13 protein-coding genes are annotated in these 17,754 nt (G+C 43.3%); 4 read left to right on the top strand and 9 right to left on the bottom strand.

What is annotated here, in order from left to right:
• Window positions 1-5 precede the first annotated feature (5 nt).
• The 5 genes from ACWM1W_RS05395 to efp all read right to left on the bottom strand — a co-directional run bounded on the left by ACWM1W_RS05395 (window position 6) and on the right by efp (window position 5,408).
• Entirely contained in the window at window positions 6-911 is a 906-nt protein-coding gene (locus ACWM1W_RS05395) for a DUF58 domain-containing protein (RefSeq protein WP_034170023.1), read from the bottom strand.
• Between the two features lie 12 nt (window positions 912-923).
• The gene (locus ACWM1W_RS05390; RefSeq protein ID WP_375725984.1) at window positions 924-1,874 is read right to left on the bottom strand and encodes an AAA family ATPase; all 951 of its coding nucleotides are present in this window, start codon (window positions 1,872-1,874) and stop codon (window positions 924-926) included.
• 381 nt (window positions 1,875-2,255) lie between these two features.
• Window positions 2,256-2,558: a YbdD/YjiX family protein gene (locus tag ACWM1W_RS05385; protein ID WP_104426300.1), complete on the bottom strand. Its 303-nt coding sequence runs from the start codon at window positions 2,556-2,558 to the stop codon at window positions 2,256-2,258.
• Between the two features lie 10 nt (window positions 2,559-2,568).
• Complete coding sequence (locus ACWM1W_RS05380) at window positions 2,569-4,668, bottom strand: carbon starvation CstA family protein (RefSeq protein WP_005235012.1); 2,100 nt, start codon at window positions 4,666-4,668, stop codon at window positions 2,569-2,571.
• Window positions 4,669-4,838: 170 nt separating this feature from the next.
• Complete coding sequence (gene efp / locus ACWM1W_RS05375; protein WP_004782608.1) at window positions 4,839-5,408, bottom strand: elongation factor P; 570 nt, start codon at window positions 5,406-5,408, stop codon at window positions 4,839-4,841.
• A gap of 378 nt (window positions 5,409-5,786) precedes the next feature.
• On the opposite strand from efp, the gene epmB reads away from it, so the two are divergent.
• The 3 genes from epmB to ACWM1W_RS05360 are packed head-to-tail and all read left to right on the top strand — an operon-like array spanning window position 5,787 to window position 10,711.
• Entirely contained in the window at window positions 5,787-6,809 is a 1,023-nt protein-coding gene (epmB, locus tag ACWM1W_RS05370; protein WP_261634912.1) for an EF-P beta-lysylation protein EpmB, read from the top strand.
• A gap of 9 nt (window positions 6,810-6,818) precedes the next feature.
• Window positions 6,819-8,564: a GTPase gene (locus ACWM1W_RS05365; protein ID WP_261634913.1), complete on the top strand. Its 1,746-nt coding sequence runs from the start codon at window positions 6,819-6,821 to the stop codon at window positions 8,562-8,564.
• Window positions 8,546-10,711 (top strand): EAL domain-containing protein, encoded by a 2,166-nt coding sequence (locus tag ACWM1W_RS05360; RefSeq protein ID WP_034170025.1) that lies wholly within the window; start codon window positions 8,546-8,548, stop codon window positions 10,709-10,711. Before ACWM1W_RS05365 ends, ACWM1W_RS05360 begins: the two co-directional genes overlap by 19 nt.
• Window positions 10,712-10,809: 98 nt before the next feature.
• Here the strand turns inward: ACWM1W_RS05360 and rpmE are convergent, their stop codons facing one another.
• From rpmE to ACWM1W_RS05340, 4 genes are all read right to left on the bottom strand, one after another.
• The gene (gene rpmE / locus ACWM1W_RS05355; protein WP_004782616.1) at window positions 10,810-11,034 is read right to left on the bottom strand and encodes a 50S ribosomal protein L31; all 225 of its coding nucleotides are present in this window, start codon (window positions 11,032-11,034) and stop codon (window positions 10,810-10,812) included.
• A gap of 203 nt (window positions 11,035-11,237) precedes the next feature.
• Entirely contained in the window at window positions 11,238-12,215 is a 978-nt protein-coding gene (locus ACWM1W_RS05350) for a bile acid:sodium symporter family protein (RefSeq protein ID WP_034170026.1), read from the bottom strand.
• Between the two features lie 144 nt (window positions 12,216-12,359).
• The gene (gloA, locus tag ACWM1W_RS05345) at window positions 12,360-12,761 is read right to left on the bottom strand and encodes a lactoylglutathione lyase (protein ID WP_004782618.1); all 402 of its coding nucleotides are present in this window, start codon (window positions 12,759-12,761) and stop codon (window positions 12,360-12,362) included.
• A 1-nt stretch (window position 12,762) separates the two neighbouring features.
• Window positions 12,763-14,934: an AmpG family muropeptide MFS transporter gene (locus ACWM1W_RS05340; RefSeq protein WP_375725985.1), complete on the bottom strand. Its 2,172-nt coding sequence runs from the start codon at window positions 14,932-14,934 to the stop codon at window positions 12,763-12,765.
• Between the two features lie 178 nt (window positions 14,935-15,112).
• Here ACWM1W_RS05340 and ACWM1W_RS05335 point away from each other — a divergent pair, with 178 nt between their 5' ends.
• Window positions 15,113-17,752 carry a Lon protease family protein gene (locus ACWM1W_RS05335; RefSeq protein WP_375725986.1) on the top strand — a complete coding sequence of 880 codons (2,640 nt, stop codon included), beginning with the start codon at window positions 15,113-15,115 and terminating at the stop codon, window positions 17,750-17,752.
• The last annotated feature ends 2 nt before the right edge of the window (window positions 17,753-17,754 follow it).

Here is a 17,754-nt window from a genome sequence, read left to right as displayed (position 1 = left end):
ACCCGTTATGCCTGAGCCAATAATTGTTTAGCCTTACGTAACTGTTCTTCACCTGCTCCCTGCGGCAATTCTACCTGTGGTAAATGTAACGCATATGCACATTGCTGCTGCTCACATTGCTCAATCAGTCCCATCATCAAGCCCAGTTTCTCCTCATGCGACTGGCTAGGCATATGTTCATAATGAATCTCAATGCTATGTTCATCCTGATACTGTTCAAAGACTTTGACATATAAGCCTTGCCCACGTGCAAACTGTTTCCAGGAAACCGCCTGCAATGAGTCTCCAGATTGATAATTTCGTAATTCACGGAACTCATCCATATCCGGTTCAAAGCTATTTTGATAAATCTTGTTTTCCGAAGTGTTATTTTGGGCTTTGGGTGCCACCCAGGCAAACTGATGATGATAAAGGTAGGTCCATGCTCGAACCAGACCAAAAGGATAGACTGAATAGATCTGAATCACCGGATACTCAAATTTACCGCGACGTTCTGCATAAAATGGCAGCACCCAATGCTGCTTTTGTTCAGTCAGATAAACTTTCTCCAGCTGATTGCCGGCCTTAATATACAGATAACGCGGCCGGGCTGTGGCTTGCTGAAAATAAAAATGCAAATTGAGTGCATCACCCACCTGTCCGACGTCTTCAGCAACCATTTCAATATCCAGATCATGCAACTGTTTAAAGGTCAGATAGAAGCTGACACATAGCACTGCACTGATCAGAAAGCAGAAACCTAAGATCAGGTTATTGGCATAATTCACGCCAGCAATAAAGGTGATAAAAATCAGAACCAGATATAGATAACCCTGCTGATAAATAAAGACCAGTACATCCTTTTGGGAAAGCTGTTTTTGCTGTGAAAATTGAAAACGTTTCGCCAGCCAGTTTTGCCAGGTTTTATCCAAGAGCGGACTCCTTTAACTGACTGCAACCTGTTGCATCACATTTAATGTTTCTGCATCGCTCAGTCCCAGACGATGGGCGGCGACTGCCACAAAAACGGCTTGCACATCGTCTGGAGTTACAAAGCTACGTTGCTGAATGATGGCATTGGCCTGTGCTGCACGTTTAAGCGCCAGCAAACCTCGTGTTGATAAGCCTTGGCGTTTCTTGCGAGTTTCTTCCGCAAGATCCAGCATATATTCCTGGACCGTTTCACTGATAAAAATCTGCTGGGTCAACTGCTGTAATTCCAGCACTTCATTTTCAGTAAATACATGTGCCAAGCTAGCGATCAAAGCAAAACGAGATTCTTGCTGTAATAAAAGTTTTTCAGCATGACGGGATGGATAACCCAAAGACAGGCGCATTAAAAAACGGTCTAGCTGAGATTCAGGCAAGGCATAAGTGCCACTTTGAAATAACGGGTTTTGGGTTGCGATTACCCAAAATGGTTTAGGCAAGGCATAACGTATCCCATCCACAGTGGTATAGCCTTCTTCCATCGCTTCCAGCAAGGCACTCTGAGTTTTGGGACTGGAACGGTTAATTTCATCTGCCAGCAAAATCTGGGTAAAAATAGGTCCCTGTTTAAACTCGAACTGATGTTCTTTCTGGTTAAACATATTGATACCAATCACATCACTAGCCAGCATGTCATTGGTAAACTGGATCCGATGAAATTTCAGTCCTGCGAGATGGGCTAGGCTGCTTGCCAATGTTGTCTTGCCCAAACCAGGTAAATCTTCAAACAAAACATGCCCGCCTGCAATCAGACAGCATAGTGCTAATCTGGTCTGTGCATGTTTATCCAGAACAATCGCATTAATTTCTTCGAAAAATTTTTGAATCTTGGGTGCATAATCAGCCAGCTTCTGTTCAAGCTCATCATTATCGTGCGCAATATCCAGCTTTTCTTTTTGTTTCATGCCCCAGATCACAATATTTTCCCTAATAAAACATGCTGTAGGATTAACATACACTGTTTTTTAAAATTCCCCAAAGATCAGTCATCTGCCGGCTTTATTTCTACGGAATAAATTGGGAATTTTACATGATTAGATTTGCTATAAGAACTAATTGAAGCTTTAAGATTAAAGTTTAGATAAGTTGCATTTTGATTGGCATATTTATTAGAAATAACCAGCTATTAAAAATCTTTGAGATCTGAACTTATACCTAAAAGATAGAGACTTTTAAAAATTTAAATTCCCAATGTCAAAATAGATCATGATTTTGTTTTATCTTGTTTGAATCCTAAAATTTTCCCATAAAAAAGCGCCCCGAAAGGCGCTCATTTTATTCATGCATTAGCATGGACACTTCTTCATCTCTCCACCGGCAGATGGATAACGAGAATCTACACAGTGACGATAAAATGTTTTAGGGTCCATCGCTTCCAGATCAGGATGGTGCTTTTTCATATGCGCCAAATAGGTCTGATAATCAGGCACACCCACCATCAGGCGGAAACTCTGCTGTAAACGCTGCCACAATGTCGCAATCCGTGACCAGTTTTTCGGGTTCAGGATCAGGTCTTTTTGTGACATCACGGTCATCTTGATGATTTTATAGATAACCGCTTTTCCACCTTTAGCAAACTTCAAGTTCATGCGCTGCTCCTTAATGTCCTTTTGCAGGCTGAATTTCTTCAGGATCGCCATATACTGCTTCTGCTTCATTTACTGTTGGTACCGGGCTCGCCAGGGCTCGACGGATTACGCCAATTGCAGCAAATAGCATTACAAACGCCACAATCATAAAGAAGCCACAAAGTGCTGCGTTGATCTGGTTCGACATTGCAACAGTCTGCATTTCAGCCAGGGTTTTCGCTGGTGCCAGAATTTCATTATTCGCAATTGCCGTATTGAAACGCTCTGCCTGTGCCAAGAAACCGATTTTCGGATTTTCATGGAAAATCTTCTGCCAGCCAGCCGTCATTGAAGTAATAAACAGGAATACGGTTGGAACAATGGTTACCCACACATATTTCTCTTTCTTCATCTTGAACAGGATGACTGTACCCAGAATCAATGCCATTGCAGCCAGAATCTGGTTACCAATACCGAACAGTGGCCATAAGCTGTTAATACCGCCTAATGGATCAACGACACCTTGATAAACGAAGAAGCCCCAACCCGCAACAGCAACGGCTGTACCCAGCATATTACCGAAGAAGTTATGAGATTGTTTTACCGCAGGAATCACGATACCAACTGTGTCCTGAACCATGAAGCGACAAGCACGAGTACCCGCATCTACTGCGGTCAGAATGAATAAAGCTTCAAACAGAATTGCAAAGTGATACCAGAAGGCCATCATTTCACGACTGTTAAAGATTTCGGTAATGATATGCGCCATACCAATCGCGAAAGTTGGTGCACCACCCGTACGTGACAGAATCGAATTTTCACCTACTTCCTGTGCCAGCAATGTCAGTGCTTCAGGTGTTACCACAAAACCAAGATTACGTACTGCTTCAGCCGCAGTATCTACGGTTGTACCTAGTAGTGCTGCTGGTGAGTTAATCGCAAAGTACACACCTGGATCAAGAATCGCGGCACAGATCAAAGCCATGATCGCTACAAAGGATTCCATCAGCATACCGCCATAGCCGATTATCCGGATATCGCGTTCGTTGTTGACCAGTTTCGGTGTTGTTCCTGAAGAAACCAGTGCGTGGAAACCGGAAATCGCACCGCAGGCAATGGTAATAAACAGGAATGGGAACATTGAACCCGCGAATACTGGGCCTGTACCATCGACAAATTTGGTAATCGCTGGCAACTTCATTTCCGGCATCGCGAACAGAATGCCAATCGCCAGACCGGCAATCACACCAATTTTCAGGAAGGTAGATAAATAGTCACGCGGTGCAAGTAATAACCAGACGGGCAATACCGATGCAATAAAACCATAAATGATCAAAGCCCAAGTCAGTTCAGTACCAGTTAAAGTGAACAACTGTCCCCAGTAGGGATGCTGTGCAACGTTTTCACCATAGATAATGCCAAGCATCATCAATACGAAACCAATGATCGAAACTTCTGCAATTTTACCCGGACGGATAAATCGCATGTAGATACCCATGAAGATGGCGATCGGAATCGTAGCGGCAATACTGAATACGCCCCATGGACTGTTGGTCAGTGCTTTAACAACGACTAGCGCCAATACTGCTAGGATGATGATCATCACACCCAGCGCACCGAGCATCACGATAATACCGGCAAAGGTACCCAGTTCCTGTTTCGCCATTTCACCCAGTGAACGGCCGTCACGACGAGTAGAAATAAACAATACCAGGAAGTCCTGTACCGCACCTGCCAGTACCACACCGACCAGTAGCCAGATCGTGCCCGGCAAGTAACCCATCTGTGCTGCAAGGATTGGACCGACTAAAGGACCCGCACCGGCAATCGCGGCAAAATGGTGACCGAATAACACACTTTTATTGGTCGGCACATAATCCAGACCATCACCCAGACGATGGGCAGGCGTTAAACGGCGTGCGTTCAGTTCAAAAACTTTATTGGCAATAAATAAACTGTAGAAACGGTAAGCGATGCTATACACACAGGCTGCGGCCAGTACCAGCCAGACTGCATTCACATGCTCACCACGACTGAGTGCAAGTATCCCGAAGGAGACTGCCCCGACTATGGCTACCAGGAGCCAGATGATTTTCGAAGTCATGGTTGACTTCTGTTGTAAAGTTTCCATTCAATCCCTCATTTTGTGAAGCATATAAATCAGCGTGATTTTTTTATTCGAGGTACTGCTGTTTTCCCTTGCGACTTTACGCTTGTTCCTTTCGAATTCCTCTAAGACTTTGGCATAAAAAAAGGGACGATTTTAGTCATCCCCTTTGATAATAGTCTATTTTCCGACCATTATGCACGTTCTAAATAGTCACCAGTACGGGTGTCTACGCGAACGCTTTCTTCTTGCTGAACGAATAATGGAACACGTACTACTGCACCTGTTTCAAGTTTCGCTGGTTTACCGCCACCGCCAGAAGTATCGCCACGAACACCCGGATCAGTTTCAACAATTTTTAATACTACAAAGTTTGGTGGGCTTACTGTTAAAGGTACGCCATTCCACAACATGATAGTACATTTTTCATTTGAATCGTCTTTTAACCATTTTGCAGCATCGCCCATTGCTGTTTTATCAGCAGCGATCTGTTCGAAAGTTACAGGATCCATGAAGTTCCACATTTCGCCATCGTTGTACAAGTATTCCATTTCTACTTCTACGATGTCTGCAGCTTCTAGAGAATCACCAGATTTAAAAGTTTTTTCCAAAACTTTACCACTGCGAAGGTTACGTAATTTAACACGGTTGAACGCCTGGCCTTTACCTGGTTTAACGTATTCGTTTTCCATGATTGAACATGGGTTACCATCAAGCATAACCTTCAGGCCAGACTTGAAATCGTTCGTAGAATAATAGGCCATGATTGGCTCACTCCAAACTTACTAACTTTAAGCTATTGATGCTATGGGCTGTTGCAATGTCATTTAGCAAGTCTGACACGAACATGAGTTGCCACATGCACATTCATTTAATGTTGCGTATTCTAAATGAGCAATACACCAAGTCGCAACGAAAAAATCGGTTTTAACTTGCTGACACTGCTTAACTTAGCATCAGCTATTCCAATACTGGTGCACAACCAGTCTTCCAAGCATATAAAAGTCTCTATGCTTTTGCATACCATAGCAAACTGATCGTGTTTAGAGAAATTTTAGCCAGCTTTCACATTCCCATCTCTAGACAAACTGCTAAACTGCTCACTTCTGGCTATCGTCTTCATCTTTTTTTGATCTTCCGGCATGACACAGTATTTATATCAAGAAGCAAATTGGCAATCGCAACTGAGCGACCTGATCACCGATCCACAGGAACTACTACAGATTTTACAGCTTTCCCCAGATCAGCTGTTATCTGGTGCTCTTCTGGCCTCTCAAGCCTTTAAATTACGTGTACCACGAGCTTTTGCTTCCAGAATGCAGCTAGGCAATCCTTTAGATCCACTTTTATTACAAGTGTTACCGCATCATCTGGAACTGGAAGATCATCCGGGATTTGTCACCGACCCCCTAGGTGAAGAACAAGCCAATCAGCAGCCTGGTGTTCTACATAAATATAAGTCACGTTTTTTACTGACCTTAACCGGTGCCTGTGCAGTTCACTGTCGTTACTGTTTCCGACGCCATTTCCCCTATCAGGAAAACCTGCCTAAAAATGAGGACTGGATTAATATCAAACAATATCTGGAAAGCCAGCCAGATATTAATGAAGTAATTCTGAGTGGCGGTGATCCACTGACCTTATCTAACCGAAAATTAAAAACCTGGATTGAACGACTAGAATCGGTACCACATCTCAAATTTTTAAGAATACATTCACGAGTTCCTATTGTGATCCCAAACCGGATCGACGAAGAGCTACTAAGCATGTTAAAAAACAGTAGGCTACGTATTATTCTAGTGGTACACTCGAACCATGCATCAGAGCTGGATGACCTGACCTGTAAGCAGCTTAATCAGCTGGTTCAGCATCAGATCACGGTACTCAATCAGGCAGTTTTATTAAAAGGGGTTAATGATTCTGCTCAAGTTTTGATTGATTTAAGCTATCGCTTGTTTGATGCTGGAGTGATGCCCTATTATTTACATGTACTTGATAAAGTAAAAGGTGCGCATCATTTTGATTTACCTGCTGAGCACATCAATGAGATTTATACAGAAGTTTTAGCGAACCTACCGGGGTATCTGGTTCCTAAACTAGTTCGAGAAATAGCGGGTGAGAAGAATAAGACACCGCTTTTTGGGGTTTCAACATTTTTGAGTTAAATAATAAAGATGAGTAAGCATACTGCAGACATTTTTCAGACAACGGCTGAACTCACCATAGAACAGCTAAGTTTTTGTCCCACAAATGCCAAAGCATTGCAGGAATGGGTCGCAGGAATTTCAATCCTGCAATTGGGGAATTCATCCAAATCTCTGTTCAGTGCTTTACTGGAAATTTCCGAACTGAAATGTGCGGAAACCTTGCGTTTTGACCTGATTCAGGTATTGCACCCTACCCTTGAAAATGTTTTGGCCAGTCTTGAGAAACATTTCGTCAATCAGGGTTTGATCACGACGGATCGCAATGACCAGATTATTGAGCTGGCCATGCTGTTACGCAGCTATTTTGCCAAGATCTATATAGATATTGCCAAACGCTGTAATCATCAGCTGAATCATCAAAAGTTTTCACTATTTTCCTTGGGCAAAAAGAAAAGTCTGCAAAGTGCCCGGATGGTTTCCATTTACTATGGTCTGCAACAGTTAAGCCTGCTGCTCTATCAACAGCATATGCTGTATAGCACACCTGGCGCTGGCCAGTGGTTGGCAGCACATCAGTTGCTGGAATGTGCGATGGACAATAATTTCTATCAGACCAACATTAATCAGGTTCTTGGCACCCAGCACGAAATCCAGAATATTGCCCAAGCCTATGCACGACTGATCTTACTAGATATTTTTAATACTCATCAGATTCGTCCTGCTGAAATTCAGGGCTTATATTTATGTAGTGCAGACTGGGCGAAACTGGTTCAGATTCTACCGAAAGAAACCACGCTATCACGTTATGTGGTTGATGCCAGCAAAGATCATCCACCTTTATTAAATTCTCATCAGGGTCAGCATTTCCAGCCGAGCTTCTATATTTCGACACAAAACCTGATGGAACACCTGACCGGCACTCAAAGCAAAAATGCCCAATATCTGTCACGTAATGAAAAGCTGTTCCTGACGCCTGCCCTGCATTTTCATATCTATAACCTGCTTTCGAATAATGTCGAACGCCGTCATGAGCGTTATGAATATTCTGCACAGATCAATATCTGCTTTGGCTTAACGGTGGCGCATTTTTATCTGTCTAAGGGTAAAAACTTTAATGAAACGCTGGAACTGGAAGGTAATTATGGTTTCCAGAGCGAAAGCAGTTTTATCAGCTCAATGCATAATACCGTTCCAAGCGGATTCAGCAGTATCAAGGCGCTCGATCGCGAAGCCAAACAGATTCATACCGCTGAAGTTCTCGATATCAGTGTTAATGGTTACCGGATTAAATGGTCAGGTATCACACCTGCCAATCTGAAAACTGGCGAATTTATTCTGGTTCAGGAAAAATCTCAAAGCCAGTGGCGTGGTGGTGTCATTCGCTGGATCAAACAGTCTGCTGATAAAAGTCTGGAAATTGGTCTGGAAATTCTCGCACAGGAACTGTTCCCTTGCGCAGTCTATGCCCGTACCGACAAACACAGTGTCAATTATCAGCCAGCCATTCTGGTACAGATGACCCAGCTTGATCAGGTCTCAACCAGTATTATTGTCTCTGGCTCACAAATGTTTAGGGAAAAACAGACCATTCATTTACGACTTGGCCAAAAAGAACTCAGAATCTACCTGACCAAGGCGCAGCTCATTACACAAAGTTTTATCCGTTTTGACTATGAATTATTAAATGATCAAGAAGAAGATATCATCGAAAACTTTATACATAAGCAATTGAATGAAACTAGAAATCACGATTTATGGGAAGCATTGAAGTGAGAAATCCATTATTGTCTAAAAAGTTAAAACGTACTGAAACACGTTTACTGATCATTGATGATAATCAAATTAGATATAACCAAATCCGTGATCTCTTAACCAGCAATGAATATCAGGTCGATGCCGTTCTGCTTGATGATCTGCAATCTTTTGAAAAACAGTTAAACTTTAACTGGGACCTGATTATTTTTGGTCGTGCGTATGATCTGAAATATGAACAGGCCTTAAGTCTGGTTCAACTTTCGCAGCAACCTGACCTTCCTATTCTTTTGTTAAAACCAGAAGATTATCAGGCTGAACAATATGCCCAGTATATCCGTAAAGGTATTTTTGACATTCTGAATCTGGATTACCCAGGCCGCTTCTTCCTTAATCTGGTACGTGCCCTTTCCTTTAGCCGTACGATGCAAGCACAGCGCCATTTAATTGAAGAACTGGAAACTGCACAAAGCCAGGCACAATCATTGGTAGAAGACAGTAACCGTGCGGTCGCAACCATTCAGGAAGGCATCCATATTCAGGCTAATGCCGATTATCTCAAACTGTTTGGCCTTAAAAGCGAGGATGATATTATCGGTCTGCCGCTTTTAGACCTGTTACAGCCGCAAGATTTGAATGATTTTAAAACCCGCTTTAAAAAGATTTCTCAGGGCCAGTTTGATTTAGGCCGTTTTGATATTACTTCGTCGAATCCAAATGTGGCTGCTGCCAATCCATTAAAACTGGAATTTCTGGCATCTAGTGCTGAAGAAGATGCACTACAAATTACGATTGATACAGCGACTACTCAGGCAAGTGCCTCTTCTGAAAAAGTTGCAAACAAGCCAAATACCTTACAGTCACTTAAGCGTGAACTCAATCGTGAACCGGCCAAAGCCAATGCATTGATCACTTTCTCCTTTGCTGCGTATGAACCGCAAGTCCTGAATGGTGACTGGGCGACCTACATAGGTTACTTCCATGAAATTAAGAAATTCCTGAAAGAGCAGGTTCGTATTCCGCTCTTCAAACTGGAACATGATGTTCTGGTGGGGATCATTCAGGCAGATGCGCAAGACATTCTGGAATCCAAACTGGTTGGACTAGGTTCATTGACCAAACCACAGCTCATTACAGTGAATCAGCAAACTTATCCGCTCAATCTGCGCATCGGTTATACCCTGCTTGACGGTGAACTGCGTGATGAAAGCCATTGTAATGAATTAATCGGTCGGGCTTTCTCTACTCCTTTACCACAAGCACAAAAAACTTCTGAGTTTGTTCTGGATATTCCTGCAACGACTCAGGAATCGATTTCAATGCCAAGCATTGACTTCACGGTTTCAGAACCCGTTATTCCAGCGCCTGAGTCCATACCGGTCAGTCCAGCAGTCAGTGCTGTACCACTGACTACATCGCCAGTATTAAAAGCACTGCGTGAATGTCTGGAACGTGGTGAAATTCATCTGAAATATCAACAGCTGTATGATAAAGAAGATACCAACCTCTATATGTATGAGGTGACTAGTGGCTTTATCTTTGAAAATAAATGGCAGGACATTTCTTCCTTGATAGAACTCAATGAAGATGATGAATTATCTATTAAACTCGATCGCTGGATTCTGGTTGAATCAAGCAAGCAATTGCACAACTTCATTACCCAGTATCCGGATGCCCGTTTAATCGTGAACCTGAACCGTGCGGTACTATTTAAAGACCGTACTTTTCCTGAGTTTATTTCCAAACTAATTACCATTATTCGCAGTAAAGTCGAACATCCTTTAACTTTACAGTTCTCAGAAGAAGATATCCTGATGAACCAGCAGGATGCGCAGAAATATCTACGTACTTTACGTGAACATGGCGCGCGAATTGCGATTCGTAACTTTGGTCACTCAATGTATAGTGAAACCCTACTACGTGAGTTTGATATCAATGGTCTGAGCCTGGATAGCAAACTGACCAAGATGCTGAACAATGATGCTGAAATTGAACAGTTACAGGAAAAAATCACCACGTACAATGAAATCAAACCAGTGAATATCATGATCCGTGAACTGAATGACATGACCTTATTTGCGAATGCCTGGAACGTCGATGCACGCTTTATTCAGGGTGATTATTTCCAGAAAAAACTGGATCATCTGATTGATGTACAAGACCACTAAGGTCTTGTACTCGCCTTTCAATCTAGAAACGTGAAATGATTTTCTAAATTGCAGGCACAAAAAAAACGGGCATAAAGCCCGTTTTTTTATTTTGGGTATTAACGTTTAACAGAACGTGACATACCAGCAAAACGTTGTTTGAACTTGTCGATACGGCCGCCAGTGTCAACGTTCTTTTGCTTACCAGTGTAGAATGGGTGGCAAGCTGAGCATACGTCTAGGTAAAGAGTTTCTTTACCAACAGCTGAACGAGTTTCGATTACGTTACCACATGAACAAGTAGCAACTAGTTTTTCGTATTTTGGGTGAATATCGGCGCGCATCGTCGATTACTCCATTAAGATGAAAGAAGGTTTTGCTGTCATCGCAATTGATCACTCTCAAATATTGAGGAAGGGCCAGAATCAGGATTCAGGCAGATCAACACCACAACAGACCATTCTTTTGGCCCACCGAGACGGATACCGTCAGAGCTAAGCACAACAAGTTGGGCGGTATTATACGGCAAACAAATCCAATAAGCGAATTATTCTTCTGTATGTACGGCCTGTTTGGCCCAGAGATTCGCAATCACACCACAGGCCATGAGCTGGATTTGATGGAAAATCATAATTGGTAAAACAATTATGCCAAGTGGCTGACCAATAAACAGAATCTGTGCCATCGGTACACCACTGGCAAGCGTTTTTTTGGAACCACAGAAGAACACCGTTTTCTGGTCAGCACGATTAAAGCCCAACCAGCGTGGAATAAATAGCGACAACAGCATCACAATGGTCAATAAAACCGAACATGCCAGCAGCAGCAAGAGCAAAGTACTTAAGCTGACTTCACGCCAAAGCCCAGCCACCACCGCACTGCTAAATGCCCCATAAACCACCATCAGAATTGAGCCCTGATCGAATACTTTAACGATCTTGGGCATCTTCTGCATTTTTGGGAAAATCCATGGACGTAGTAACTGACCTAAAATAAAAGGCACTAATAACAGCAGCGTAATCTGTAGAATCGATGCTGTCGGATCAAAGCCATGCTGAGATTTCCCAAGGATAAAGAATGCGACCAGCATCGGTGTAATGAACATCCCGATAATATTGGAAAATGAAGCACTACAGATTGCACCGGCAATATTCCCTTGAGCCACTGAGGTAAAGGCGATGGAAGACTGTACGGTTGATGGCAAGAAGCACATAAACAGGAATCCCCAATATAATTCTTGCCCCAGCATTGGCAATAGGATTGGCTTTGCCAGCAAGCCTAAAATTGGAAAGAGTGCAAAGGTCAAGGCAAAGACCAAAGTGTGTAATTTCCAGTGCATCAAGCCTTCAATTACAGCTTCACGCGAAAGCTTGGCACCATGCAGGAAAAACAGGATGGCAATGGCTGCTGTCGTGATCCAGCTAAAGAGTTCAGCTGCCTGCCCTGACACTGGCAATACACTGGCCAGTAACACCATAACAAAGAGCAAGATCGTGAAGCGGTCCAATGCCAGCAGTTTAAGCATCTGATTTCCTTCCCTCAAAATTTTATTATTCGATAAAAAATACCCGGCTATCTTAACAGATGCCGGGTCCATATTATGCATTCAGATTGATGGAATATTTTCATCCATACATGAATACATTTCACATATCTCGCTCTATAACACTTAGTTATTACGTGCGTTATTGTCTTGCTGGATCAATTCGATTTTATAACCGTCTGGATCTTCCACAAATGCAATCACAGTGACACCGCCTTTCATTGGGCCAGCTTCACGAACAACATTGCCACCACGTGCCTTGATTTCTTCACAGGCTTTATAAGCATCATCTACCGCAATCGCAATATGACCGTAGCCATTGCCCAGGTCATAGCTTTCTGTATCCCAGTTATGGGTCAGTTCAAGCACAGTGTGATTTTCTTCATCGCCATAACCTACAAAAGCCAAGGTAAAACGACCTTCTTCATAATCTCGCTTACGAAGTAAAGTCATACCAAGAACCTCAGTATAGAACTTGAGTGATTGTTCCAGATTGCCTACACGTAACATGGTATGCAGCATGCGCATATTAATCATCCTTATTTACAGATTGTTGTTGGTGTTCACCGAGTAATTTTGCCACCCAAACCACCAGAATCAGGATTGGAATCCCGATTAAAGTGGTCATCAGGAAGAAATTCGGATAACCGATATTGGTCACTATAGTACCTGAATATCCACCTAAAATCTTAGGGGTTAAAGTCATGAGTGAGCTAAAAATAGCATACTGAACAGCGGTAAAGGACACACTGGTCAGACTGGACAGGAAAGCAATAAAGGCTGCACCTGCGAGACCTGCAGCCAGATTATCGACAATAATTGCAAAATACAGCCACCATGAACTATAAGGTTTAATCACTTTACCCTGAATTTCGACATTCTCACCAGTTCCAATTATAATTGGCTGAACATCGATATCCATCGGATTGGCTTGGGTCTGCGACAAGTCCACAGCATATGAATGCTGCTGGGCAACTATCGGATGCTCTTGCTGCATTAAGCTTGCATTGATTTGCTTCACAGGTGCAGCAATCAGTTTTTCGGCAGGAATAGCAGCACTAAAGACACGTCCTTCATCCAGCTTGGCTTCGAATTTATCGCCATTCAGCTCCAATACAATTTTTTGCTCTGCAGTTAAATCCGGCCCTAGATACTGACCGCGAACCACGATGCTATTTTCCTGTTCATTGGCACTGATCAGGTTATCTGTGGTAACAGGCAGAAGCTGTAATTGTGCTGCTTTCGAATCATTCTGTTGCAGATAAGGCAGGTTGACTTGTACTGCATCTGCCGGATGATTCAGATAATGTGCACGAACCTGAATCTGTTCGGCCTCTTTAAAAGCAGTATTGGGTACATTCAGTTTCCAGTAACCGACTTCATCTGTATCTGCCCGAAAGGTTTGCTGACCTACCTGAACTTCGACCTGCCCCAGCTTTTCACCAGACTTCACTAAGCCAATAAAAATCAGATTGGTTGAACAGGCCAGAATCGCGCCTACAAACATCAGTTTCATGATGTTCATTTTCTGGGCCAGCAAGCCACCTAAAAAACCGCCAAGCAAGGAGAAAATTACCCCATACACTTTCACAGCTTCAGCAATCTGCTCCTTGCTAAAATTTAGATCCTGATAAAACACATTGGAAATCACACCGGCAATAATATCGGAGACCCGATAGAAACCGATCAACAATAACAACACCAAAGCCAGCTTTAAGCCATAGCGATCAAAGAAATCTGCTACGGGATTGACCCAGGTTTCGAATGCCATCTGCTTATTCACAGCACCCACTTTGACCAGAATCGTACCCACACCGAAAGCAACAGCACCTGAACCGATAAAGCGTAAAGCCTCAAAACAGAATAAGGCAAAAGTATCCTGAATCGCCCACTGTTCAGTGATACTCGATACCAAGTCACCGGAATAGACATAACTCAGCACAAAGCTTATAACAGCCACAAAAAACACGCCAACCAGACGGAAATAATCACTGCGCTGGTAATCTTTACGTATCCGATCCACCTGAGGCTCACGAATGACCAGTGTAGTAATAATCCCAACCAGCATAACCACTGCCATCGCCAGATAAGTCCATTTCCAGGCATCATAGATATAATTGCCTTTGGCCGTGCCTAAATATGCCGCCAGAAACAGAGCTCCAGCGCCAGCCACAATCATCCCGATCCGGTAACCCGCATTATAGGTCGATGCCAGTACGGTCTGCATCTGAGTTTCGGCCAGCTCAATACGATAGGCATCAATGACAATATCCTGCGTTGCAGCCGAGAATCCCAGCAGGACTGCACCTAATGCCATCTGCTGTAAATGTGCCTGCCCCAATGCTGGATCTGAAAAAGCCATAATTGAAATCGCAGTTACAATCAGGATCTGAGCAATCAATAGCCAGGCGCGCCGGCGACCCAAAGCTTTGGTCAGAAATGGGACAGGTAATTCATCAATCAATGGCGCCCAGACAAACTTAAATGAATAGCCTAGTGCAGCCCAGCTAAAAAAAGTCACCGCACTTTTACTGATTCCGGCTTCACCGAGCCATAAAGACAAACTGGAAAAGATCAAAAGAATCGGGACACCGGCTGAAAATCCGAGAAACAGCATGATCAGGGCACGTCGATCCAGAAATGCTGTAAATGCGGATTTCCAACCCGTCGTTTGTGTTGTCATTGCTTTGTTATTTTCCACGAAAACCAATTGCTGCTATTCAATCCTTTAATAACGTATCTTTCAACAAAATTTATATATTTCTCGCATACCCGATTTTTTATTTTGTGGCAAAACTGACATGTTGGCTTGAATTTTTCAAGTAAATCTGTATACCTTAAACCTTATCCACGTCATATTTCGTTTTGGACTTTCAACAGTGACTCAGAGACTCGATCAAATTCATTCTTCAATTTCAAGTAATACAACTATATCTCAACAAAACATCAGCTCCGACCTACTTATCTCAGCCTTTGAACAAAGCGAAATTACACCAACCCTTGAAAAGACATGCCTGAAACCGGCACAACTGACGCGTATTGCCGATCCGGATAAAATCCCGGCATCGACCAAGCGAATCAAGCCTTTAAATAATTTTCTAGGCCAGGACCGTGCCCGTGCTTCGGTTGAAGCCGGTATTGCCCTGCCATATTCAGGCTATAACATCTTTGCGGTGGGTACAGCAGGACTCGGCAAACGCACTATGGTAAAGCGTTTGTTGCAACAGCATGCCAAAACCATGCAAACGCCTAATGACTGGGTCTATGTCAATAATTTTCAGAATCCTCGTCAGCCTATCGCACTGGAATTTCCAGCCGGTCAGGGACCCAAGTTTCAGACGATGCTGCATCAAAGCTGGCAATCTATTCTAAAACAGCTGGAGCGCCGTTTTACTACAGAAAGCTATCACAACCGGATTGAAATGATTCGTCAGGAAACGGGTGATGAACAGCAACTCGCACTGATCGAATTGACCCGTGAAGGTGAAGAACTCGATCTGAAATTGATTTCTCGCAGTGATGAACATTGTTTTGTACCGATTCATCTGAAAGATGACAAAGTACAGGAAATGTCTCAGGAAGATTTGAATGCTTTAAGCAATAAAGATCGTGCTGAAATCGCGTCAAACATGCGTTACATGGACAAGAAACTGGAACGCCTGGGCCTTCATTTGGGCGATTTGGAAGATGATGCGCGTGACCGTGTTCAAGTGCTGAATCGTGATATTGCCAAACAGGTAGTGATGCCACGCGTTGAGCAGATGCTGACTAAATTCAAGCATGTCGAAGGTCTAGAACAATATCTGAAGCAATATGCTGAAGACATTATTAATAATGTTGAAATTGTACTGGAACAGGAAGAAGACGATTTTACCCCTGCCCAGTTCAGCCGCGTACCAGCGCGCTTCCAGGCCAATGTGATCGTCACCCATAAGCCAAATAGCGGTGCACCCGTTATTTTTGAAGATTTCCCGACGCATTACAATCTATTGGGTCATGTAGAACAGCTGACCCAAAATGGTACGATTACTACAGATTTCACGCTGATCCGTCCCGGCTCCTTGCATAATGCCAATGGCGGTTTCCTGATACTTGAAGCTGAACAGTTACTGGAACAACCTTATGCATGGCAAGGTTTGAAACGTGCCTTGAAATCTGGGCATCTCAAGCTTTCATCTTTAGAGCATATGCTGACTCTTACCGGTAGCATTTCCATTGAACCAGCTTCTATTTCGCTGAATATCAAAGTGGTGCTGCTGGCAGAGCCAGAAATTTATTATGAAATTCTGGAACTTGAACCAGAACTAGGCAGTATCTTTAAAATCCGTGCTGATTTTACCGATACCTTGCAACGTAATGATGAAAATGAGCAAGCCTATATGCAGCTCATTGCTGACTATGTGCAATCAGATAAATTATTACCATTTGACCGTTCTGCATTATCTGCCCTGCTGACCGACTCAAGCCGTCAGGCTGAAGATCAGAGTTCCCTGTCACTACATGCATTAACGCTGGGCGACCTGATTCGTGAAGCGCATCATCATGCATTCGAAGCGGGTGATAAGATGGTGTCAGAAAAGCATATCAATACCGCACTGGATCATCGTAAATATCGCTTAGGCTATTTACGTGAGCTATTCTGGCAAGATCTGACCCGTGGCACTCAACTGATTGAAACTCGCGGTCATCGTCTAGGCCAAATCAATGCGCTGTCTGTGATTCATTATGCAGATGTTGAATTTGGTCTACCTTCACGCTTAACTGCTTCTGTATATCAGGGTGGCGGTGATATTCTGGATATCGAACGTAGCGTAGAACTTGGCGGTTCTTTACATGCCAAAGGCGTGTTATTGATGGCCTCTTTTCTAAAAGCACATTTTGGCCGCGAACAGACCCTGCACTTCTCTGCCGCTTTGGCTTTCGAACAGAGTTATGGTCAGGTGGATGGTGACAGCGCGACAGTCGCTGAACTTTCAGCGCTTATTTCTGCGATTAGTCAGTTACCGATTGACCAGTCCTGGGCGATTACCGGTTCCATGAACCAGCTTGGTCAGGTGCAACCGATTGGTGGAGTTAATGCAAAAATTGAAGGTTTCTTCGATGCCTGTAAGCTGCAAGGCCTGACAGGTAAGCAGGGTGTGATTATTCCACGACAAAACATGCAGCATCTGATGTTACGTAAAGATGTTATTGCTGCAGTCGAAGAAGGTCAGTTCCATATTCATGCCATTGATAATATCGCGCAGGCTTTGGAAATTCTGATGGCACGTCCGGTCGGGACTATGGACAAGAAAGGCCGTTATAGCAAAAACTCGATCTTTGCTGCTGTGATGGAACAACTCGAATACTGGCAAGCCATTGAAGATGGTGCCGAGTTTGACGAAGAACCTAAGAAAAAGAAAAAAAAGAAGAAAAAGAAAAAAGATAAGGCGCCTATAAAGGAAGTTCTGACCGATCCAGATACCTTAGCTGAGGCCTTGGTTGCTGAATCAAAAGAACTGGAAAAATCTGAGGATTAGGC

This window comes from Acinetobacter sp. TW_SC_4, from assembly GCF_054861205.1.
Note: the sequence above shows the minus strand (reverse complement) of the source record. Positions and strands in the feature narration are given on the sequence as shown.